This window comes from Geobacter argillaceus, from assembly GCF_007830735.1.
Classification (GTDB): domain Bacteria; phylum Desulfobacterota; class Desulfuromonadia; order Geobacterales; family DSM-12255; genus Geomobilibacter; species Geomobilibacter argillaceus.
Genome location: NZ_VLLN01000022.1, coordinates 51,310 through 71,855, shown reverse-complemented (window position 1 = coordinate 71,855; position 20,546 = coordinate 51,310). Strand labels below are relative to the sequence as shown.

Annotated in this window: 17 protein-coding genes; 12 read left to right on the top strand and 5 right to left on the bottom strand. The window is 58.6% G+C overall.

Features of this window, described 5'->3' with window-relative positions:
• The first annotated feature begins 452 nt into the window (after positions 1 to 452).
• From JN12_RS15725 to JN12_RS15670, 12 genes are all read left to right on the top strand, one after another.
• Positions 453 to 1,148, top strand: coding sequence for a TetR/AcrR family transcriptional regulator (locus JN12_RS15725; protein WP_145024459.1), 696 nt, complete (start codon positions 453 to 455; stop codon positions 1,146 to 1,148).
• A 155-nt stretch (positions 1,149 to 1,303) separates the two neighbouring features.
• Positions 1,304 to 2,089 carry an SDR family NAD(P)-dependent oxidoreductase gene (locus tag JN12_RS15720; protein WP_145024458.1) on the top strand — a complete coding sequence of 262 codons (786 nt, stop codon included), beginning with the start codon at positions 1,304 to 1,306 and terminating at the stop codon, positions 2,087 to 2,089.
• 73 nt (positions 2,090 to 2,162) lie between these two features.
• Positions 2,163 to 3,302, top strand: coding sequence for an acyl-CoA dehydrogenase family protein (locus JN12_RS15715; protein ID WP_145024456.1), 1,140 nt, complete (start codon positions 2,163 to 2,165; stop codon positions 3,300 to 3,302).
• 129 nt (positions 3,303 to 3,431) lie between these two features.
• A complete protein-coding gene (locus tag JN12_RS15710) occupies positions 3,432 to 4,205 on the top strand; it encodes an enoyl-CoA hydratase/isomerase family protein (protein WP_145024454.1) in 774 nt (257 codons plus the stop codon).
• A gap of 59 nt (positions 4,206 to 4,264) precedes the next feature.
• Positions 4,265 to 5,050 (top strand): enoyl-CoA hydratase-related protein, encoded by a 786-nt coding sequence (locus JN12_RS15705; protein ID WP_145024452.1) that lies wholly within the window; start codon positions 4,265 to 4,267, stop codon positions 5,048 to 5,050.
• Positions 5,051 to 5,134: 84 nt separating this feature from the next.
• Entirely contained in the window at positions 5,135 to 6,907 is a 1,773-nt protein-coding gene (locus JN12_RS15700; protein ID WP_145024450.1) for a CoA-transferase, read from the top strand.
• A 68-nt stretch (positions 6,908 to 6,975) separates the two neighbouring features.
• Positions 6,976 to 7,824 (top strand): 3-hydroxyacyl-CoA dehydrogenase family protein, encoded by an 849-nt coding sequence (locus JN12_RS15695; protein ID WP_145024448.1) that lies wholly within the window; start codon positions 6,976 to 6,978, stop codon positions 7,822 to 7,824.
• Positions 7,825 to 7,952: 128 nt separating this feature from the next.
• On the top strand, positions 7,953 to 9,296 hold the full coding sequence (locus tag JN12_RS15690; RefSeq protein ID WP_145024446.1) for an acetyl-CoA hydrolase/transferase family protein: 1,344 nt from the start codon (positions 7,953 to 7,955) through the stop codon (positions 9,294 to 9,296).
• Positions 9,297 to 9,309: 13 nt separating this feature from the next.
• On the top strand, positions 9,310 to 10,269 hold the full coding sequence (locus tag JN12_RS15685) for an acyl-CoA thioesterase (RefSeq protein WP_145024444.1): 960 nt from the start codon (positions 9,310 to 9,312) through the stop codon (positions 10,267 to 10,269).
• A 116-nt stretch (positions 10,270 to 10,385) separates the two neighbouring features.
• The gene (locus JN12_RS15680) at positions 10,386 to 11,831 is read left to right on the top strand and encodes an MFS transporter (protein WP_145024442.1); all 1,446 of its coding nucleotides are present in this window, start codon (positions 10,386 to 10,388) and stop codon (positions 11,829 to 11,831) included.
• Between the two features lie 230 nt (positions 11,832 to 12,061).
• On the top strand, positions 12,062 to 12,706 hold the full coding sequence (locus JN12_RS15675; RefSeq protein ID WP_145024440.1) for a TetR/AcrR family transcriptional regulator: 645 nt from the start codon (positions 12,062 to 12,064) through the stop codon (positions 12,704 to 12,706).
• Between the two features lie 166 nt (positions 12,707 to 12,872).
• Positions 12,873 to 13,694 carry an enoyl-CoA hydratase gene (locus JN12_RS15670; RefSeq protein WP_211360560.1) on the top strand — a complete coding sequence of 274 codons (822 nt, stop codon included), beginning with the start codon at positions 12,873 to 12,875 and terminating at the stop codon, positions 13,692 to 13,694.
• A gap of 199 nt (positions 13,695 to 13,893) precedes the next feature.
• On the opposite strand, the gene JN12_RS15665 is transcribed toward JN12_RS15670, so the two are convergent.
• From JN12_RS15665 to bioB, 5 genes are all read right to left on the bottom strand, one after another.
• Positions 13,894 to 15,204: an acetyl-CoA hydrolase/transferase family protein gene (locus tag JN12_RS15665; protein WP_145024438.1), complete on the bottom strand. Its 1,311-nt coding sequence runs from the start codon at positions 15,202 to 15,204 to the stop codon at positions 13,894 to 13,896.
• Between the two features lie 510 nt (positions 15,205 to 15,714).
• The gene (locus tag JN12_RS15660; protein ID WP_145024436.1) at positions 15,715 to 17,475 is read right to left on the bottom strand and encodes a sigma-54 interaction domain-containing protein; all 1,761 of its coding nucleotides are present in this window, start codon (positions 17,473 to 17,475) and stop codon (positions 15,715 to 15,717) included.
• Positions 17,476 to 17,480: 5 nt separating this feature from the next.
• A complete protein-coding gene (gene bioA / locus JN12_RS15655; protein ID WP_246125888.1) occupies positions 17,481 to 18,839 on the bottom strand; it encodes an adenosylmethionine--8-amino-7-oxononanoate transaminase in 1,359 nt (452 codons plus the stop codon).
• On the bottom strand, positions 18,832 to 19,554 hold the full coding sequence (bioD, locus tag JN12_RS15650) for a dethiobiotin synthase (RefSeq protein ID WP_145024434.1): 723 nt from the start codon (positions 19,552 to 19,554) through the stop codon (positions 18,832 to 18,834). Before bioD ends, bioA begins: the two co-directional genes overlap by 8 nt.
• Position 19,555: 1 nt before the next feature.
• Complete coding sequence (gene bioB / locus JN12_RS15645) at positions 19,556 to 20,545, bottom strand: biotin synthase BioB (protein ID WP_145024432.1); 990 nt, start codon at positions 20,543 to 20,545, stop codon at positions 19,556 to 19,558.
• Position 20,546 lies beyond the last annotated feature (1 nt).

Genomic DNA, 20,546 nt, shown 5'->3' with positions numbered 1-20,546 from the left:
CAACAACTCGGTTTTGAACTGGTCCCGGTACAGGGTCAAATGGCTTGACATAAAACCCATAAATTCAACCACCTATGGTTAAGTTACTCAGAAGTAGTGGCGGTAAGAATTCAAGCTGCTACCGGTTCTGAATGGTGCAATGGCTTACGTGGGGATGTTTTCCTCCCCACGGAGTCTGGATTTCAACTAAGTTCGGTATGCTGTAAAAAAGTGTTTGACACTACATCTGTGTAGTGCTAGTTTGGAAACAGCTGGTTGGTTGGCTGGTCAATCAGTGTGACTAAGAAGCTGCTGAGTGGCGTTTGAGGTAGATGATGGTTGTAACGTCATCATCTATTCATGTTCTGATGCCGTTTAGTAATTTGGTTTAGATAGTTGCTTTAAGGATCATGATTGTGGTGATGGGTAGCTCTTTTTAGAATGGTGTTCAGTGGACGCTAGGGATGTGTCGCATGTCAACGCTTGTGCATAGAAGCATTGATGGTCGGGAGTTGGTTGCAGAGCGGCGACAGCAGTTTGTTGCTGCGGCAACGGAGCTATTTGGCCGTAACTCCTACGATGCGACTACCATGAAGGAGATTTCCAAGCAGGCGGGGTTCAGTTCCGGCCTCATATATTCCTACGTCGAGACCAAGGAGGATATTCTTTTCCTGGTGCTGCAAAATCTGCTGGATTCGTATCATGTCGAGATTCCCCGGTCCCTGGAAAACGTATCTGACCCGATCGAGCGCTTCAGTGCCGCTGTTCGTGCCTATTGCCAGGTGGTCGACGTCAATGCCGATGCTACGTTGCTGGCGTACCGTGCCGTCAAGTCTCTCTGTTCCGAGAGGAAGGGCGAATTGATGAAGATGGAACTGGCGACCAACAGTCTTGTCGCTGACTGTGTTCAAGCCTGTGTCGATGCGGGATATTTTCGGACATTAAACGTGCACCTGATGGCGTATCAGGTGGTACTGGTGGCACATGGCTGGGCTCTCAAGCGCTGGGTTCTTGCCAAGACCGTGACACTGGATGAATATGTGAGCGAGGCCGTTGACTCATTCCTGCACGCTGCCCTGACAGAGTCCGGTTGGAAACAGTGGTACGGTAACAAGGCCGAGCCTGTCGGGCGGGAAGAAGGCTTTTTTTTGAGGCCGGATCATGGTTGACTGGTCAACCAATGTTGGTGGGTCTAATAACGTCGACGTGTCGTCATAGGTGTCTAGAAGAATCATTACATAACTTCTGGAGAGTTCTTTGCCAGCCCCGACATGGGGGGGAGAGAACAAAGCCGGGAAAACCAACGTTAGGACAGGAGGATACAATGGATCTGGGACTGGCAGGAAAGACAGTAATCGTTACGGGTGGGGCATCGAACATCGGTCGTGCCATTAGCATCAACTTCGCCAAGGAGGGGGCCAATGTTGTGGTTGTCGATTGGGACCATGCCCAGGCGCAGAAGGTAACCGAGGAGATCCGGGGAATGGGGCTGAAGTCCCTTGCCATCAAGACGGATGTGACCAGTATGGAGCAGGTTCAGGCCATGGTTACCGAGGTGCTGAACAAGCTGGGACAGGTGGATGTGCTGGTCAACAGTGTGGGCGGGACCCTGGACCAGTATTTCCTGGAAGAGAGCAGGGAAAAGTGGCAAAAGACCGTGGACATGAATCTCTGGAGTGTCATTAACTGCACCAGGGCCGTGCTTGACCACATGGTGGAGCGAAAGTCGGGAGCAGTGGTGAGCGTCGGTTCCGATGCCGGGCGCACGGGAGAGTTCCGGGAAGCGGTCTACGCGGCGAGCAAGGGTGGCGTGATTGCCCTGTCGAAGTCGCTTGCCAAGGAGCTTGGTCGCCATGGGATTAGGTTCAATGTGGTCTGCCCGGGATTGACGCCGCCGAAACCGGAGAACATCGGCGAGGGGAGCCACTGGCAGGCACAGATCAGCACGTTCACGTCCGAGGTGCTGGAGAAGGCGGCAAAGGCGTATCCTCTGCGCAAGGTGGGAACGCCGGACGATACGGCGAAGGCGGTGGTATTCCTGGCATCTCCCTGTGCGGGCAACGTTACCGGCCAGACCTTGAGCGTCAGTGGCGGCTACACCATGGTCTGACGGACGGTTGGCTATGTCCGGACCCCGCATTGCTACACGCATTCAACGCTATGCACATGGTAAGGAGTGGATAATGAACAAGTATCATCTTACTGAGGATCAACTGGATGCCTGGAATGGTATCAAGGAGTTTGCCAAGGGACGGATCTTCCCGTTGGCAAAGGATATCGACCTCACCGGCGAATTCCCCCGGGAACTTTTCAGGGAACTGGGGGAACAGGGATACCTGGGGGCGGGCCAGCCTGAAGAGTATGGTGGCGCAGGGTGCGATGCCGTTACCTGCTGCCTGATTCTCGAGGAGATTTCCAAGGCGTGCGCCTCCGTCGGCAACTGCTTCAACGCCCATATGAGTCTGGTGGCGACTCTGCTGGCCGAGCACGGCACCAAGGAACAAAAAGACAACTATCTGAAAGACCTGACATCCGGGCGCAAGCTCGGCGCCTTTGGCCTGACCGAACCTTCCGGAGGGTCGAATGCGGGCGATCCGAAGTCGCGGGCCGTCCTTGACGGCAACCAGTACGTTCTGAACGGCTCAAAGGCCTTCATCACCAACGCCTGGGTCGCCGATGTCTTCCTGGTAACCGCCAAGACCGAGAATGGAGTCTCCGCGTTCATCCTTGAGCGTGGCATGCCGGGATTCGAGATCGGTACCCCCGAACACAAGATGGGGATGCATGGCTCGCCGACCTGTTCGCTGTTTTTCGACTCGGTGCGTATCCCCAAGGAAAACATGCTCGGCGAAGAGGGAACAGGGTTCAGGTCGTTCGCCAAGGCCCTGGACCGCGGCCGGGTAAACGTAGCCTCATTGATTGTGGGTATAGCCCAGGCTTCCCTGGAGGCAGCCATAGAGTATGCCAAGGAGCGGACCCAGTTCGGCAAGCCGATCGCGGCATTCCAAGGGATCCAGTTTCCGATTGCCGAGATGGCTACCCAGATCGAAGCGGCCCGGCTGCTCACCCTCAACGCCGCAAAGATGTACGACGCCGGCATGCCGATCAAGATGGAATCGTCCATGGCCAAGTATTATGCGGCCGAAATAGCCCTGAAGGCCTGCGACACGGCAATAACGGTTCATGGCGGATACGGTTACTGCATGGACTACCCGGTGGAGCGTTATTACCGGGACGTCAAGTGCTATCACATTGCCGAGGGGACCAGCCAGATCCAGCGGCTCGTGATTGCCCGCGAACTTCTGGGCCGCTTCCCCATCTGAACCGGACTGCGGCCTGACCGGATCTTTGCAGTTGATCCGGCAGTCAGCAGGCTGGCAAGAGATGCAAGGTTTCGGTGGTTGAGTGGTCAATCAGGCTGGTGGGGAGAAGATCCGTTAAGGGGAGATGTCATGTTCAAACTGGAGAAAAACGACAGATCCGTAATAGTCACCATGAACAGGGCGCCGGTCAATGCGCTCAGTGACGGGTTTGTTGCCGAGTTTCACAAACTGCTCGACCAGATAGACCGGATGGAAGGCTTAGTGGTGGTTCACCTGCGCAGCGCACTCTCCGTGTTCAGCGCCGGCGCGGACCTGAAGGAGGTTGAAGAGCGTCTTTCGCAGCCACCGGAGAAAAGCGTTGAGTACAACCGGTCGCTGCACGTGCTCTTCGACAGGATAGAAGCCCTTCAGTGCGTGACGCTCTGTGAGATCAACGGGGCAGCTTTCGGTGGTGGCCTCGAACTGGCGCTGGCCTTTGACCTGCGCATCGCCGCCGAAGGCGCTACCATCGGCCTGCCCGAAGCAAGGCTGGGGCTCATCCCCGGAGCCGGTGGCACGCAAAGGTTGACGCGCCTCTGCGGTCCCGGCGTTGCCAGCCGTTTGATTCTGGGATGCGAACTGATCAACGGGGCCACTGCCTGCAGCCTCGGGGTGGTGCAATGGTCTGCTCCTGCCGAGGAGCTGGCGGCGCGGGCCAACGAGATCCGGGAGCGGATCGCCGCCCTGGCACTGCCGGCCCTGCGCGTCAGTAAGAACTGCATCGCGGCATTTACACGGCCGGGTGTTGACGGCTTCAAGATGGAGATCGAGGCCCAGCGGGATCTGGTTGTATCAGAAGATGCACGGACCCGCGTCACAGCGTTCGTGGCGGAACGGACTGCCCGCGCAACAGGCAGTAACTGAAAAGAGCGAGTATAGGGTGCGGAGTGCACTCAACCCATAAAACGAGAGGGAGAAAGCAGATGGAATATACCGATGTTGCCTACGAAGTGAGCGAGCAGATTGCCACCATCACCATGAACAGGGCCAAGCGGATGAATGCGTTCCGGGGCCGGACCATCGAGGAGATGCTGCACGCCTTCAAGCGCGCCTGGGCCGATCCCGGTGTGGCGGTGGTCATCCTGACGGGAGCAGGGGAAAAGTCCTTCTGTGTGGGCGGCGACCAGATCGAGTATGCGGAAACCGGGAGTTACGGCACGAGCGATAACGGCCTGTGGGAGATCGACGAACTGCACATGGCCATCCGCGATATCCCCAAGCCGGTCATCGCGGCAGTCAACGGCTACGCGATCGGCGGCGGCCACGTCTTTCACGTGCTGTGCGACGTGACGATTGCCTCAGAAAACGCCAAGTTCGGCCAGGCCGGTCCGCGGGTCGGGTCGTTCGACGCCGGCTGGGGTACCGCTTTGCTGACACGTATCGTCGGCGAGAAGAAAGCCCGGGAGATCTGGTACTTCTGTCGCCAGTACACGGCCCAGGAAGCCCTTGATATGGGTCTGGTCAACAAGGTTGTGCCGCTCGCCGACCTGATGACCGAGGCCCGCGACTGGGCACGGCAGGCGGCGGATATGAGCCCCACCGCGCTGCGCGCCCTCAAGCACGCCTTTAACGCCGACGGTGCCCATATCTATGGCCAGGCCAAGATGGCGGCGGACATCCTGCGCATCTTCGGTACCTCCGATGAGGCGATGGAAGGGAAGAAGGCGTTTGCCGAGAAGCGCAAGCCGGATTTCTCTCCGTACCGGTGAGATGGGGAATATCCCCCGGAGCCGTCATGGCGGTCCCCGGGGGAGTGACGTGGGCGATATCGTGAAAAGAGGGAGCATATTGAGATGACACTGTGTGCGAACAGTCCCGGTGGGGATGCCATAGGCCATGACAGTTGCTGCGGGAAGCGGCCACAGGATGTACCTGTCGGTTCGCGTCCCGGAAGCAAGCTGGTATCGCTCTCCGAAGCCGTGTCGCGGGCGGTCCGGCAGGGAGACCAGATCATTTTCTCGTTCTCCCACAACAGGCCCCATGCCGCAGCCTTCGAGGTGGCCCGGCAGTTCAGGGACAGCCATAGTCTGGAGCTGGTCGGCACGGGGCTTATCGAGTACGCGTCGGTCCTGTATGCGGCAGGGGCGGTGCGGCGGATGCAATCGGCATTCCTCGGGAACAGCTTTCCCTCGCCGGCGCCGGCGAGGGTGTTGGGTGAGGCCATTGCCAACGAGGGGGGACACGATCCCCACTGGACCAACCTTACCTTGCCATTGCGCCTGATGGCCGGTGCCATGGGGTGGCCGTTTGTCCCGGTTCGCAGTCTGATGGGGAGCGATCTCGGCACAGGAGAAGGTCGGGCGGTCGTCGATGATCCCTTTGGCAGCGGGCCGGTACAGGTCATTTCGGCACTGGTCCCGGATGTCGCCTTTGTCCACGGGGTAGTTGCCGACACGCTTGGCAACACCGTCGTCTACGGACCCGACGGCGAGGACCTGTGGGGGGCATGGGCGGCCCGCAGGGTGGTGGTGACAGCGGAGAAGGTGATTTCTCCGGAAGAGTTCAGGCGCCTCGGCCACCGTCCCGGGCTGCCGGGCAATCGGGTGGCATGGGTGTCGGAAGTGCCCTACGGAGCCCATCCCCAGGCCGTATTCGTCTGGAATGACGACGGCGTGCGTCCGTATGCCGAGGATTACCCGATGCGTGCCGAACTGCGGCGGTTATCGCGCGATCCTGCCGCCATGCGGGCATGGGTAGAGGAGTGGGTGTTCAACGGGACCCATGAAACCTATCTGGCACGGTTGGGGAACGATCGTCTGGAAGCCCTCCATGCGGCGGCGCTGGCAGTAGCCCCCGAGGAGTACTCGGTTCCGGACGGGATACCTACCAGTCCCGAGGAATGCGCGGCGGTTCTGGCCATGCGGGAAACCGTGGCGCGGGTCGAGGCCGGCAGTCACGACATGCTGTTCGCCGGCATCGGGCTTTCCCACATCGCCGCCTGGGCGGCCGAGGATATCTGCCACCATGAAGGGCTTCATGCGATGCTGGTCGCGGAAACCGGGCTGTACGGCTTTCGGCCGGCCAAGGGGGATCCGTACCTGTTCAATCCCCCCAACACCCGTTCGAGCCTGTTTCACTCGGACTTCATCCACACGCTCGGGGTACTCGGCGGACCAACGGCAGAGCGCTGCCTGACCCTCCTGGGCGCCGGCCAGATGGACCGCAAGGGGAACATCAATTCGTCGATGACCGCGAACGGGACCTTTCTCGTTGGCTCCGGCGGCGCCAATGATCTGGTGAACGGCAACAGCGACTACATGGTGGTCATGCCGGCCGGTAAGGGGCGCCTGCTTGACAGCCTGCCGTTCAGGACTAGCCCGGTTGGCCGTCTTGTTGCGGTCGCCACCGATCTCGGGCTGCTGGAACTGTCGCCGGACAGCGGCGATCTGGAAATTGCCGCGGTCATTGCCGAGCCGGACCGGGTTGATCAAACAGTCGCTGCGCTGGTGAGGGCTTGCGGCTGGCCCGTCAAAGTCCGCAAGGAGCTGCGGCTCATCGCGCCCCCCACGCCGGAAGAGGTGTCATTGTTGCGCTCCTTTGATCCGGAGCGAAAACTCCTGGGGTAACAGCTTTCAGACCAGACCAGGTCTGAGTCGGGGCATAATCTGAATATGTCTGAGAAAGGAAGGTTGCAATGAACGCCAAGAGGGTGTTTGTGGTTGGAATGGGAGCCATGGGGAGCGGAATTGTGCAGGCCTGTGCGCAGGCCGGACACCAGGTGGTCGCTGTCGACGCCAGTGAGGCGATGCGCGCAAAGGGGCTGACCTCGATTCAACAGTCGCTGGCCAAGATGAGCGAGGGGGGGAAACTCCGGGAAACGAAAGAAGCGCTCCTGGCCAGGATAGAGATCAGTGACAGCCTGCGCAGGGCTGCGGACGCCGATCTGGTGATCGAGGCCATCTCAGAGGATCTGGAGATCAAGCAGAACCTGTTTCGCGAACTCAGTCAGATCTGTTCTCCGTCAGCCGTACTCGCAACCAACACCTCCTCCATCCCGATAACCGAGATTGCCGTAGCGGTGAGCAATCCCGAGCGATTCGTCGGCATACACTTTTTCAACCCTGTTCACCGCATGAAACTGATCGAGGTCGTGCGCGGCATTCTCACGTCGGATCAGACCGTTGCCCTGGCCAGGGAGTTCGCCACCAGCCTTGGCAAGGAACCGATTGTCGTCAACAAGGATACCGCCGGCTTCATTGTCAACCGGATAAACGGCATGGCCATCCTCGAAGCGCTTCGTCTCCTGGAGAAAGGCGTTGCCTCGCCGGAAGACATCGACAAGGCGATGCGGCTCGGTTTGGGGCATCCCATCGGTCCTTTCGAATTCATGGACATGGTCGGCCTGGACATCGTCGCCAAAGCCAGGATGGGGATCTACGAAGAGACCAAAGACCCGAGCCATTACCCGCCGGTCACCCTGATGCGCAAGGTGAAGGCCGGCCATCTGGGACGCAAGACCGGCAAGGGTTTCTACGAGTACTGAGTTTTGCTCCATTCGCTTGTTTTTGGAGCGAGTGGCAGTCCGGATAGCCAGGATGCCGGCCCCATTTCCAAGGGCAATTGCCATGGCTGGCGAGCAGGCACGAACCATGAGACATACAGGAGGAGACCATGAGTCTGGAACTGGCAAGGAGAATACCGATGTCTAACTGGCAGGAAGTTTACAGATCACGTGTAAAAACGGCCGATGAGGCGGTGAAGGCGGTCAGTTCCGGGAATCGCCTGTTCCTGACCGGCAATGCTTCCGTACCACTCACGCTGCTGGATGCACTGGTGAGGCGCGCGCCCGAGCTGGAAGATGTGGAGATCTGCCACGTGCTGACCTTTGGCTCGACAGCGTATGCTGCACCGGAGATGGCAGGGCATCTGCGCGTCAACTCCATGTTCATCAGCGCCAATGTCAGGCAGGCGGTGAACGAGGGACGTGGCGACTTCACCCCGGTCCTGCTTTCCGAAATGCCCCTCTTGTTCAAGAACGGGCTCCTGCCGCTGGATCTGGCGTTCATTCATGTGTCACCCCCCGATGAGGAGGGGTACTGTTCGCTCGGCACCGAGCCGGGGCCGACGATCACGGCTGCCGAAAGCGCCAGGATCGTCATCGCCCAGGTGAACAGGCAGATGCCGCGGACCCTCGGCGACACGCGCATGCATGTGGAGCAGCTCCATCATATCGTTGAGGTCGATGAGCCGATCTGCGAGCATGCCATGGGACAAAAGGGTGACGAGGCGGTCATTCAGGAAATCGCCGGTCACATCGCCGGGCTGATCCCGGATGGTGCCACCATGCAACTGGGAATCGGTGCCCTCCCCGATGCAGTGCTCAAGCATCTGTACAACAAGAAGGACCTGGGGATCCATACCGAACTGTTTTCCGATGGGGTGATCGATCTGGTGGAAGCCGGTGTCATCACGAATGCGCGCAAGACACTCCATCCGGGCAAGATCATCGCCGGGTTCCTCCTGGGGACCAAGCGGCTGTATGACTGGGTGGACAACAACCCGCTGGTTGAATTTTACCGCACCGAATACGTGAACGATCCGTTCGTGGTTGCCCAGAACGACCGGATGGTGGCGATAAACTCGGCTCTCGAAGTGGATCTGACCGGGCAGATATGCGCCGACAGCATCGGGCCGAGGATGTATTCTGCTGTGGGCGGGCAACTGGACTTTGTTTATGGCGCATCGCGTTCCAAGGGGGGGGTGCCGATCATCACCCTGCCGAGCACGGCACAGCTCCGTGACGGAACCGTTGTGAGCAAGATCGTGCCGATGCTCAAGCAGGGCGCCGGCGTGGTCACTACCCGTAACCATGTGCATTACGTGGTGACGGAATTCGGAGTGGCAGCGCTCTACGGCAAGACGGTCCGCCAGCGCGCGCAGGCACTGATCAATATCGCCCATCCCCGGTTCCGCGACGAGATGACGGCCCAGGCCAGGGAACTGCATTACCTGTAGACTGGATAGTGTCATGAGCCAGCAGCGCCCCACTGCATATGAATATCGACGGATGGTACGGTATGGCGATTGCGATGCATCCCTGAATTACTATACGCCGCGGGCCATCGATTATGCCGTCGAGGCGATCGAAGGCTGGTTTGAACAGGTGGTGGGAGTATCGTGGAGCGATCTGGTCACCCTGCATGGCATGGAACTCCATTTTCTGCACGCCGGATGTGAATTTCGTAAGGCACTGACGGCTGGAGAAACTGTTCTGGCTCACGTGGTGGTCAGCGTCGAGCATTCAATTCTTACGTTCAGTATCTCAGGGGTGAACCAGGCGGGAGAACTTTGTTTCCGGACAACACTGACGTCCTGTTTTGTGGAACGCAGGCAGTTCAAGCAGATTCCCATTCCGCCGGAGTATGGGGAGCGCATTGAGAGGTATCGGGCCAGCTGTGGGGCAGCCGGCCCCGTTGAAGAGGCTGGCTGCCCGGTAACCGCGGACCGGAACGTGCCATTACCGCTGGCCGGGGGGGCCGGAGAGGTACCGTTCATCCTTCAGAGACGGGTGGTGTACGGGGAATGCGGCGTATCGGGCACCATTTACCTGCCAAGGGTGTTCGATTACCTCTTGGAAGCCAACGGCGAATGGTATGGGAAGTTCCTGGGCATCTCGTGGATGGAGCAAAATATCCTTAAGAGGGGACAGCCTTTCCTGCAGGTCACCTGCGACATCCTGAGTCGCGTTGTATCGGGACAACTGATTTCACTCATATTTACAGTCAGCAGGCTGGGCAGGTCGAGCATTTCATATACTGTGCAGGGGTATGACGGAAAAGGTGCCCATTGTATCTCAGGGCAACTGACAGCCTGCTACAGTGTTGAGCAGAATGGTGCTCTCAAGGCAACTCCTTTCCCGGATGAGTTACGGGGGAAAATTACTGCATATCAGGCAGCTTGTGATGAATATAGCTCCAGCGGTCATTAATGCCCGATTCTGGCGCCTGAGGGGTAAGGACAATCCCTGAGTCTCAGGGTGTTTTGTAGTTTCAGGAACGGTATGGACGTCAATTCTGAAGTTTATTTCAAGTGGGGGCAAGTAGGATGAAAAAAAGGAAATGGGAGCAGTATCATACCGTATGGCTGATGCTTTTTATGGGCTGGGCAGTATCTTATGCAGACCGGACGATTACGGGACCGGTCATCTCCTGGATGATCGCCAACAACGTCGGTTTTCTCAAATCCGCGGCCAATCCCCATGCTCTGGGCGGATTGCTCGGCAGCCTCTTCTTTGCGGGTTACATGCTTACGCAGTTTCCCGGCGGATACTTCGGTGACAAGTACGGCCACCGGACCATCATCGTCATAAGTCTATTCTGGGCAGGTATCATGACGCTCATCACCGGGGTCACCGGAGGGCTGGTGGCGTTCATCGCCTTTCGGGTCCTTACAGGTCTCGGAGAAGGCGTCCTCTACTCGAACGACCGCTCGCTCGTGGCCCACGTCACTCCCCCCCCTAAAATGGGATTTGGCATGGGGATAGTGATTACCGGCCTTTCTCTGGGGTTCACGTCGGCACTTCTCGGCACCATTCACTTGATCAACCTGGCGAAGCCCTTCATGGGTGAAGATGCCTGGAGGGCACCGTTTCTGCTGCTTGGTGCGGCTTCGTTGGTCGTGGCTTTCCTGGTCAAGGCCTACATCGCCCCCAAACTGCCCGGTACGACGTATGGCTATAAGCCTGCCCTTGCAAATCTTGTGAAGACCTCTCTCATATTTCTGGTCGCCATCATGGCCGTCTATGCCGCTACTGATCGGCTGGGCCTCAGCAAGGTAGGTATAGCGGTAATCCTTACCTGTCTGACCCTCGTCTTGATCGCGTTCATTTTTGGCAAGAAGTCCAAGGAATTGGGGCCCATCCTTCGGGAACCGAATCTTGTGTTGCTGTATATCTCGGGCATCGGTATCTGTTGGCACCTTTGGTTCTATGGGTACTGGTCCGTTGAAATCGTGAAGGAATTCGGCGGGGGTGCGTTCTCTTCCGCGGCACTCGTGGCGTCGTTCAACGGGTTGGCAGGATTCATAGGATTTCCCCTAGGAGGAAAGATCGGCGATGCGATGGCCCTGAGGCGCAACGGGCGAAGGAACTCGCTCGCCTTCCTGATGGCGGTTCTCACCGTGCTGATTTTCCTGTTTGCCGCGTACCTCATGTCCGGGAGAAAAGACCTCGTCGTCATGTCGATACTGCTGTTCGTGTCAGGCGTGGTGTTTTTTGCCCTCCAGGCCGTCAACTATACGGTCACGGCCGATCTCGCTCCCGTCGAACTCCGCGGGGCAGCATTTGGCATGTGGAACCTGGTTGCCGAAGTCGGAGCTGTCCTTTCTCCTGTCATTGCCGGAGCCCTACGCGACGCGACGGGGAATTGGAGTTCTGCCATTCTCCTGGATGGAGGATTAATGGCGGCCAGCTGCCTGTTTGTACTCGCTATCGGCAGAGTCATAGAGGTTCCCACGCTGTTGGGCACACCCTATGGGATCAGGGAGAAGTAGACGCAGGCTACTTGGCACCTCCTAACGCCACTGCATGGAACTTAAAGGCTGTGTGAATGACGTGCTGACAATAAAGTCCTGCGTAATACGATAAGGCTGATAACTGCCTATTACAAAAGTGTTTGACACGAGCTTGTGGCGATGTTACGTTTTTTCAGTGGTTGGCCGGCCAACCACTGAAAAACTGTCTCGATCGGCATCAGTCGGGTACGCAACAAGGAGAGTGTCGCATGTCAACGATTGTGCATAGCAGCATTGATGACCAGGAACTGATAGCGGAGCGCCGCCAGCAGTTTGTCGCTGCTGCCACAGCACTGTTCGGGCGCAATTCGTACGACTCCACCACCATGAAGGACATCTCAAAGCTGGCGGGGTTCAGTTCCGGCCTTATTTACTCATATGTCCAGACCAAGGAGGATATGCTCTTCCTGGTGCTGCAAAACCTGTTGGATTCCTATCAGCGCGAGATTCCCAAGTCCCTTGAGGCCGTTGTCGATCCCATAGAGCGCTTTTGTACGGCGGTACGCGCTTACTGCCAGGTGGTCGATGCCCATTCTGATGCCACGTTGCTGGCTTACCGCGCAACCAAGGCACTCAGCTCTGAACGGAAGGCGGAGATCAAAAGGATGGAGCTGGAAACCAACAGCCTGGTGGCTGATTGTGTGCGAACCTGTATAGAGGCGGGATATTTTCGTTCGGTAAACGTAAGTCTAATGGCATACCAGGTGGTTATGGTGGCCCATGGCTGGGCCCTTAAACGTTGGGTTCTCGGTCAAAATATGACCCTGGACGAGTATATCTCTGAAACGATCGATCTGTTCCTGCACGGGGTCATGACCGAGGCCGGCTGGAAACACCGGCAACAGGTCCGGTAAGCGGCGACCTTGATCTGTCGCGGTACCACGGGGCAATGTGTCGTAACGTACAGGTGGTTTGTGGTTGGCTGGTCAGTCAGTGTGGCGGTTTCGATCATCCGGCGACGTCTGGCAGATGTTGTCCCACATCCTTGGGTGAAATGCGTCGGGGGATAAGGAGCATCGTGTGATCTTTACGCAAATAGAACTGAGTCGCTGCGGTCCCGAGGGCACCGTCGCACTGATAACCCTGTCGCGACCGGACAAGATGAACGCCCTGACCAAGGTAATGGAAGCGGAGTTACGTGCCGCGTTTGAGCAGGTTGACCGCGATCCGCATGTCAGAGTCATTGTGCTGACGGGCAAGGGGAGGGCATTTTGTGCCGGGATGGATTTGGCAGAACTGGAAACCATATCCCCCGACGACGGCAGTTCCGAAGACTGGACGCGACCCTACGACATGAATCGTCGAGCGGATTACCAGTCCCGCTATTGTTATTTTCCTGCGATCCGCAAACCGGTTATCTGCGCAATTAACGGTGCTGCCGCGGGTATCGGGTTCGTTTTTCCACTGTATTGCGATATACGCTTTGCCAGCTCATCAGCCGTATTTGCTACGGCATTTTCCAAGCGGGGACTGATTGCGGAGCACGGAATTGCCTGGATACTGCCGCGTATCGTTGGCCCTGGCAATGCAGCCGATTTGCTCTACTCTTCACGGAAGATTACGGCCGAAGAGGCATTGGGCATGCGCCTCGTAGACCGGTTGGTCGCTCCGGAAAACCTGCTGGAGGAGGTGCTTGCCTATGCCGATGATATGGCGCGAAACGTGTCTCCCCGCTCCTTGCAGGTGATCAAGCAACAGCTCTGGGATGCCCCTTTTCAGTCATTGGCAGATGCGATTACCGCCGCTAACAACGAAATGTACCAAAGTTTTCAGAGCGAGGACTTCAAGGAGGGGGTTGCCCATTTTCTGGAAAAACGGGCTGCCCGGTTTCAGGGGAATTGAACCTGTTTTAGACAGATGTTATCAAAGACTCTCTTGCTTGATGCGGTGTCGCCGGCCCAAGGCGGCCAGTTATCGGGTGATGCATGCCAGTGCTTCTTGTTTGAAAAAGAAAAAATCCTTCGCCCCGACAAGGGATGAAGGATTTTTTCTTTTTCGTCCGGCTGAAAGAATATTTCGCGATGCAGCCGTGGGGTTCCCGTTAGATCCGATTCATTTTCCGTGCCGCCTCCATCAGTTCACCCCTGAAGTCGGGATGGGCAACGTTGATCAGGTTAATGGCGCGCTGCCTGGCGGTCTGTCCCCGTAGCTTGGCTACCCCGAACTCGGTTACCACGTGATCCACATCGTTCTTGCTGGTGGTGACCGATGCCGATGGCGCAAGGGTCGGCACAATGCATGACACGGTGCCGTTTTTGGCAGTCGCTGCTGTACAGATGAACGCCTTGCCGCCGCGGGACCTGTTGGCGCCGCGGGCGAAGTCGGCCTGGCCGCCGGTGCCGCTCCACTGCAAATGGCCGAATGACTCCGAGCAGCACTGCCCGAGGAGGTCCACCTGGATGGTGGCGTTGATAGCGACCATGTTGTCGATCTGGCCGATGACGTACGGGTCGTTTACGTAGTCCACCGGGTGCATCTCTATCATCGGGTTTTCGTTCATGAATTCGAACACGCGCTTGGTTCCGAGGGCAAAGGTGCCCAGGCTTTTGCCGCGGTTGATCGTCTTGCGGGAGTTGTTCACGGCCCCGGCAATCATCAGGTCGACGATGCCGTTGGAGATCAGCTCGGTGTGGATACCCAGATCCTTTTTCCTGAGCAGCGCCTTGCAGACCGCGTTCGGGACGCCACCCCAGCCGAGCTGCAGGGTGGAGCCGTCGGGGATCATTTCCGCCAGGTAGCCGCCAATCGCCTCTTCCACCGGCGAGATTTCCGGTATTTTTAGCTCCTGGAGCGGCTCGTCGCACTCTATAATATGGTCGACCTCGGAGATATGGATATGGCAGTTGCCGTGGGTGCGTGGTGCCTGGGGGTTCACCTGCACTACCACCTTGCCCGCCTTCTTGACCGCTTCCATGGTGTAGCCGACCGAAAGGCTGCAGGTGAAGAAGCCGTGCTCGTCCATGGGGGAAACCACCGTGCCGGCCACGTCGACGGGCCAGTATTCCCGCAGCAGCCTGGGGACCTCGCTGAAATGGTTGGGGACGAAATCCGCCCAACCCTTTTGGACCGCCTCCCGTGATACGTGGCTGGTGAACCAGGCGTTGACCTTGATGTGCGGCACCGAATCCTCGGTGAAATAGTCCGGGGTGATGTGATGCTGCTGGTTGACGACAACCCCTTCCAGTTCGCGCTTGCGGGCTGCCAATGCCCTTACCAGCAGGGTCGGCTCGCCGACGCCCAGGGGAAAGCAGAGATGGTCGCCGGACTTTACGACTGATGCCGCTTCCCGGGGCGAGCACAACTTCCCTTGATATTCCTTTTCGTAATTGCGAGTGGAGAGCACAACATTCATCGTATAACCTCCTTTTGATGTATTGTTTCGTTCTGTTGTTTTCATTTGATGAAATTCCCGTTCGAGAGGTTGCCTAATGAGCGATAAAGCAATTGGAATACCAAACAATGTTTTTGTATGAAACGAATGCAATGTGAAGATAAATTATGTGTAAATACGCACGAATAGGGTCTGAACGCTGTGCGGTTTAGTACGTTGACGGAAGGGTCTTGGTGTCAACATCTGTTTACGGTTTGAAGGAGGGCGCGCGTCGTTGCTGATCGTAATGGCGCTTGCAAACTGCGCGACAGGGTGGTTTACAGTTGATCTCAAACTGTAAACTAACGTTTACGGTTTGTGTGTTTCAGGTGATGCAAGGGTCTAATAGGTGATATCTGCATTTAAGTGGTATTGCGGTACTTTAATGCCGTTTATAACAACATTTCCTTATTCTACGTAAAATCTGTTTTATTTGTGGCTTGAGAAAGGGGAGGGGGACTGATTCGGTGTGGTGATCACAGGTGGCAGGGGTCACTCCTGCTGCAGATCTTCGCTGGCATGCTTGTTCAGCTTCTTGTAGAGCCCCTGCCTGGATATCCCCAGCAGGTGCGCGGCCTGGAGCTTGTTGCCGGCGCATGCTTCGATGGCCTTCTGGAGGAGCACTCTTTCGAAGTCATCCATGATTTGGCCGATATCTTTCCTGCCGAGGCTGGCGCGAATGAATTCCTCGGTTCCCCGGGCAGAGTCAATGGCTGCATGTTCACCTGTGGGGGGGAACAGCCGGGCAAGCTGGTCGGGCAGATGCGATCTCATGATCAGCGGTCCGATGACCACGTTGAAGGCGCTTTCGATGACGTTGTGCAGTTCGCGGATGTTGCCCGGCCAGTCGTAGCTCTTGAATATCTCCCAGGCCTCGGCAGCGAGCCCCTTCACGTCGAGGCCGAATTCGCCATTGAACTGGTCAATGAAGTTTTTCGTCAGGGCGTTGACGTCCTCCATCCGCTCCCGCAGCGGCGGAATGGTGATGGTGACAACGTTGAGGCGGTAGTACAGGTCTTCGCGGAATTTCCCGTCTCTGACCAACTGTTCCAGGTTGCTGTTGGTGGCCGCCACAACCCTGACGTCCACCGTTTTCGGAGAGCTGCCCCCCAGGAGCGTCAGTTCCTTCTCCTGGAGCACGCGCAGCATCTTGGCCTGCATGTACAGCGGCATGTCGCCGATCTCGTCGAGGAAGATCGTCCCGGTGTGGGCCTGCTCGAACTTGCCGATCTGCCCCCCTTTTTTTGCCCCGGTAAAGGCCCCCTCGGTGTAGCCGAAAAGCTCCGACTCCAGCAGGTGCTCCGGGATGGCTGCGCAGTTGACCTTGACAAACGGGGCATAGCGTCGGCTGCTGGCGGCGTGGATGGCATGGGCGCAGAGCTCCTTGCCGGTCCCGCTCTCCCCCCGCAGGAGCACGTTGGAGTTCTTCTGGGCCACCCGCAGCAGGGTCTCCTTCAACTCGGTCATTTTTCTGCTCTGGCCGATGATACTGTTGACGTCGTACTTGAACAGAGTTTCCTTGCCGGTCAGATTGCGATGCTGGTTCCTCGTCTCATCTGCGGACTGCAGCTGCCTGGCGATAAGGGGGATTTCCCGGATATCCTTGAAGATGATCTTCCCCATGGAGCCGATGACCCTGCCGTCCTTTATGAGCGGGAAGCGGTTGGCGTATACTTGTTTGCCGTTGAAGTAGTGGACGATGCCGATCTCGGGTTTGCCGGTCTCCATGAGGGACGGCATGTGGGAGGGCTGCGAATTCAGATAGGCCTGGTCGACATGTTTGCCGATCATTGCCTGGGGGGTGGTGCCCAGGATCTTGGCAAAGGACTGGTTGACCATGACCACGATGCCGTTACGGTCGACAATGATGATGCCGTCATGATCAAAGTTCATGAAGGCGCTGGTGGAGCGCAGGATTTCGTTCAACTCGTCCGCAGGGAGGTCGGCATTATCGGGGAGCAGCCTGATGAGCGACAGCACGCCACCGACGATCCAGTCCTCTTCCACGATCGGCACGTAGTCGCACGCTATTTTTCTCGTGCCGGCCACGACAACCTGGTTGCTGAAGCTGATGCCGCCCTTCATCAGGTTGGCCAGGTTGCCGAGGTCGAAAAGTTCGCCGATCTTCCGGCCAAGGAGCCCTGCCGGAGGAGTTCCCATCAGGCGGCCGGCCGTTTCGTCCAGGGAAACGATGTCGAGTTCAGTGCCCAGCCGGATAATGCCTGAGCCGCTTGTCTCTTCTTTGGTTGCCATCCGGCCTATCCGGTTATCGCGCGTATCGAGGCGTCGATGCCATCCATCAGGAAGGCGAGTTCTTCCAGGGAGATGGACAGGGGGGGGAAGACGACAATGATGTTGCCCAGCGGCCGGAGAAAGAGGCCGTGCTTCTGTGCCTCCAGGCAGACCCTGACGCCGATCCGCTCCTCCCAGTCGTACGGCTCCCTGGTTTCGCGACTGCGCACCAGCTCGATCCCGCCGACCATGCCGCACATCCTGATATTGCCCACGTGGTCCAGTTCCCGCAGCGGTTCGAGTCTCTGCCGCAGGTAGTCGATCTTGGCTGGGAGCTGCTCCAGGAGCCGGTCGGAGGCAAACAGGTCGAGGCTGGCCAGGGCCGTGGCGCAGGCAATGGGGTTGCCGGTGAAGGTGTGGCCGTGGAAAAAGGTCTTCAGTTCCCGGTACTCACCCAGAAAGGCGTTGTACACCTTTTCGGTCGTCATGGTAGCAGCCAGGGGAAGGTAGCCGGCCGTGATCCCCTTGGACAGGGCCATGATGTCGGGCGTGACCCCCTCCTGCTGGCAGGCGAACATCGTGCCGGTCCGGCCGAAGCCGACCGCCACCTCGTCGGCGATCATCAGGATGTCGTAGCGGTCGCACAGCTCCCGCACTTTCCTTACGAACCCTTCCGGCTGGACGATCATGCCGCCGGCACCCTGAACCAGCGGCTCGATGACCAGGCCGGCGGTCTCGTGGGTGTGGGCTGCCATGAGGCGCTCCAGTTCCTGCAGGCACTGGCGGCCGCAGCGGTCGGCGTCACGCTCGGCGCAGAGCTCGCAGCGGTAGCAGTAGGGGGAGGGGGCCTGGATGGTGGGGAAGAGGAGCGGTCGAAACACTTCGTGATAGATGTCGATGCCGCCGACGCTCATGCAGCCGACCGTGTCGCCGTGGTAGGCGTTCCGGAAGGAGATGTACCGCTGCTTTTCCGGCCGTCCCAGGTGCTGCCAGTACTGGAACGCCATCTTGACCCCGATCTCCACCGCCGTGGAGCCGTTGTCCGAATAGAAGACCCTGGCCAGACCAGGCGGCGCGATATCCACCAGCCGCTTGGCCAGGAGCGCTGCCTTGTCGTTGGTGAGCCCCAGGAGGGTGGAGTGCTCCAACCGGTCCACCTGCTCCTTGATCGCCTCATTGATTTCGCGCCGGCAGTGGCCGTGGACGTTGGTCCAGATGGCTGCCACCCCGTCCAGGTAGCGGTTGCCGTCCGTATCGATGAGCCAGGAGCCTTCTCCTCGTTCGATCACGATCGGGTCGGTTTTTTCCCATTCCTTCATCTGGGTGAACGGGTGCCAGAGGTAGCGGCGGTCGTATTCCTGCAACGTGCGTGTGGTGTCAGACAAGGCCGATCTCCCGTAACAGTATTGGAGTGGTGGGCAGGGCGTCCAGCAGATCGGCCAGGTGGGTGACGATCACCCGCTGATCATCCGCCTCAACCCTTGGCAGCAGGCCGAGCAGCGGCGCGCCACAGAGGGAATCGATCTGATGGGGCGCCGTCGACTCAGCCAGGTCCGGGGCTGCGGGGTAGCCGTTGACCATGACGCCGGCAACCGTGAGGCCCAGCTGACGGGCAACGAAACAGGTGAGGACGGTGTGGTTCACGGTGCCAAGGTTCGGCCTTGCCACCACCAGGAGCGGCAGGGAAAGGCGGTTTGCCAGGTCGGCCACCATCAGGCCGCCGGAAATGGGGGCCATCAGCCCGCCGGCCCCCTCGACGATGACGAAGTCGTGACGTTCGCTAAGGCGTCCGTAGGCCTCGGCAATGACGTTGAAATCGACCCGCACTCCTTCCCGTTCCGCCGCTATTGCCGGGGAGATGGGGGCGCGCAACAAATAGGGCGCGTTATCGCTCTTCACCTCGTCAAGCTCAGCGGCCCAGGCGAGCAGTTCGGCATCGTCGGAGCAGAGCAGGCCGTCCTTTTCGGAACAGCCGCTGGTCACCGGTTTCATGATGCCGACGTTCACCCCGCGCAGGCGCAGAAGCCTGGCCAGGGCTGCAACGACGATGGTCTTTCCTACGCCGGTGTCGGTGCCGGTAATGAAGATTCCCTTGGCCATGTCAGTGGCTGCACCGTTCGATTTCGAGGCCGAGATCCTTCAGCATCTGCCAGTCCGCCTCGGGCGGCCGCCCCGTGGTGGTGAGGTAGTTGCCGATCATGGTGCCGCTGGCGCCGGCCAGGAAGATCCACGACTGGAGGTCCCGCAGGTTGTGCTCGCGGCCGCCGCAGACCGTGATCATCTTGCCCGGCAGGATCAGCCGGTACAGGGCGATGGTGATCAGGCACTCCATGGGGGTGATGTTGCTGGTGCCGGCAAGGCGCGTTCCCTCGATGGGGTTCAGGAAGTTCAGCGGGATCGATTCGGCATCCAGCTCCTTCAGGGTGAAGGCCATTTCAATCCGTTGGCTGGCAGTCTCGCCGAGGCCGAAGATGCCGCCGCAGCAGACGGACATGCCGGCCTGTTTGGCCACCCGCACGGTTTCCACGTCCTGGTTGTACTCGTGGGTGGAGCAGATCTGCGGGAAGAAGCTCCGGGCCGTCTCCAGATTGTGGTGGTAGGTGCCTGCCCCTGCTTCTTTCAATGCTTGGGCGGTTTCCAGGTCGATGATCCCCAGGGAGCAGGAGGGGGTAATGCCGGTTTCGCTCCGGATACGTCTGAGCGCCCGGCAGATCCGCTCAAGTTCCTCACCCTTGCTGATGCTGGTGCCGCTGGTGATGATGCCGTAGCAGGATGAGCCCTCCTCCTCGGCGGCCTTGGCGCAGGCGACGATCTTTTCCTCGTCCACCAGAGGATAGACCGGCGCAGCGGTCTTGTGATGGGCAGACTGGGCGCAGAAGGCGCAGTTTTCCGGACAGCGGCCGGATTTGGCGTTGATAATGGAGCAGAGGTGGACGCTGTTCCCCACAAAATGCTCCTTCACCCTGCTGGCGGCCAGGAACAGGCTGTAGGCGTCCAGTCCGCTGGCGCTGCTCTGGGTAACGGCCTCGGCTTCGCTGATGCTGCCGCCGCCAATGATCCTGTCGGCTATCTCGGTCTGTTGTTTGGTCATA

Excerpts from the sequence above, each read along its gene's own strand:
- JN12_RS15725 (WP_145024459.1), top strand. The coding sequence starts at position 453 with ATGTCAACGCTTGTGCATAGAAGCATTGATGGTCGGGAGTTGGTTGCA.
- JN12_RS15720 (WP_145024458.1), top strand. The coding sequence starts at position 1,304 with ATGGATCTGGGACTGGCAGGAAAGACAGTAATCGTTACGGGTGGGGCA.
- JN12_RS15715 (WP_145024456.1), top strand. The coding sequence starts at position 2,163 with ATGAACAAGTATCATCTTACTGAGGATCAACTGGATGCCTGGAATGGT.
- JN12_RS15710 (WP_145024454.1), top strand. The coding sequence starts at position 3,432 with ATGTTCAAACTGGAGAAAAACGACAGATCCGTAATAGTCACCATGAAC.
- JN12_RS15705 (WP_145024452.1), top strand. The coding sequence starts at position 4,265 with ATGGAATATACCGATGTTGCCTACGAAGTGAGCGAGCAGATTGCCACC.
- JN12_RS15700 (WP_145024450.1), top strand. The coding sequence starts at position 5,135 with ATGACACTGTGTGCGAACAGTCCCGGTGGGGATGCCATAGGCCATGAC.
- JN12_RS15695 (WP_145024448.1), top strand. The coding sequence starts at position 6,976 with ATGAACGCCAAGAGGGTGTTTGTGGTTGGAATGGGAGCCATGGGGAGC.
- JN12_RS15690 (WP_145024446.1), top strand. The coding sequence starts at position 7,953 with ATGAGTCTGGAACTGGCAAGGAGAATACCGATGTCTAACTGGCAGGAA.
- JN12_RS15685 (WP_145024444.1), top strand. The coding sequence starts at position 9,310 with ATGAGCCAGCAGCGCCCCACTGCATATGAATATCGACGGATGGTACGG.
- JN12_RS15680 (WP_145024442.1), top strand. The coding sequence starts at position 10,386 with ATGAAAAAAAGGAAATGGGAGCAGTATCATACCGTATGGCTGATGCTT.
- JN12_RS15675 (WP_145024440.1), top strand. The coding sequence starts at position 12,062 with ATGTCAACGATTGTGCATAGCAGCATTGATGACCAGGAACTGATAGCG.
- JN12_RS15665 (WP_145024438.1), bottom strand. The coding sequence starts at position 15,204 with ATGAATGTTGTGCTCTCCACTCGCAATTACGAAAAGGAATATCAAGGG.
- JN12_RS15660 (WP_145024436.1), bottom strand. The coding sequence starts at position 17,475 with ATGGCAACCAAAGAAGAGACAAGCGGCTCAGGCATTATCCGGCTGGGC.
- bioD (WP_145024434.1), bottom strand. The coding sequence starts at position 19,554 with ATGGCCAAGGGAATCTTCATTACCGGCACCGACACCGGCGTAGGAAAG.
- bioB (WP_145024432.1), bottom strand. The coding sequence starts at position 20,545 with ATGACCAAACAACAGACCGAGATAGCCGACAGGATCATTGGCGGCGGC.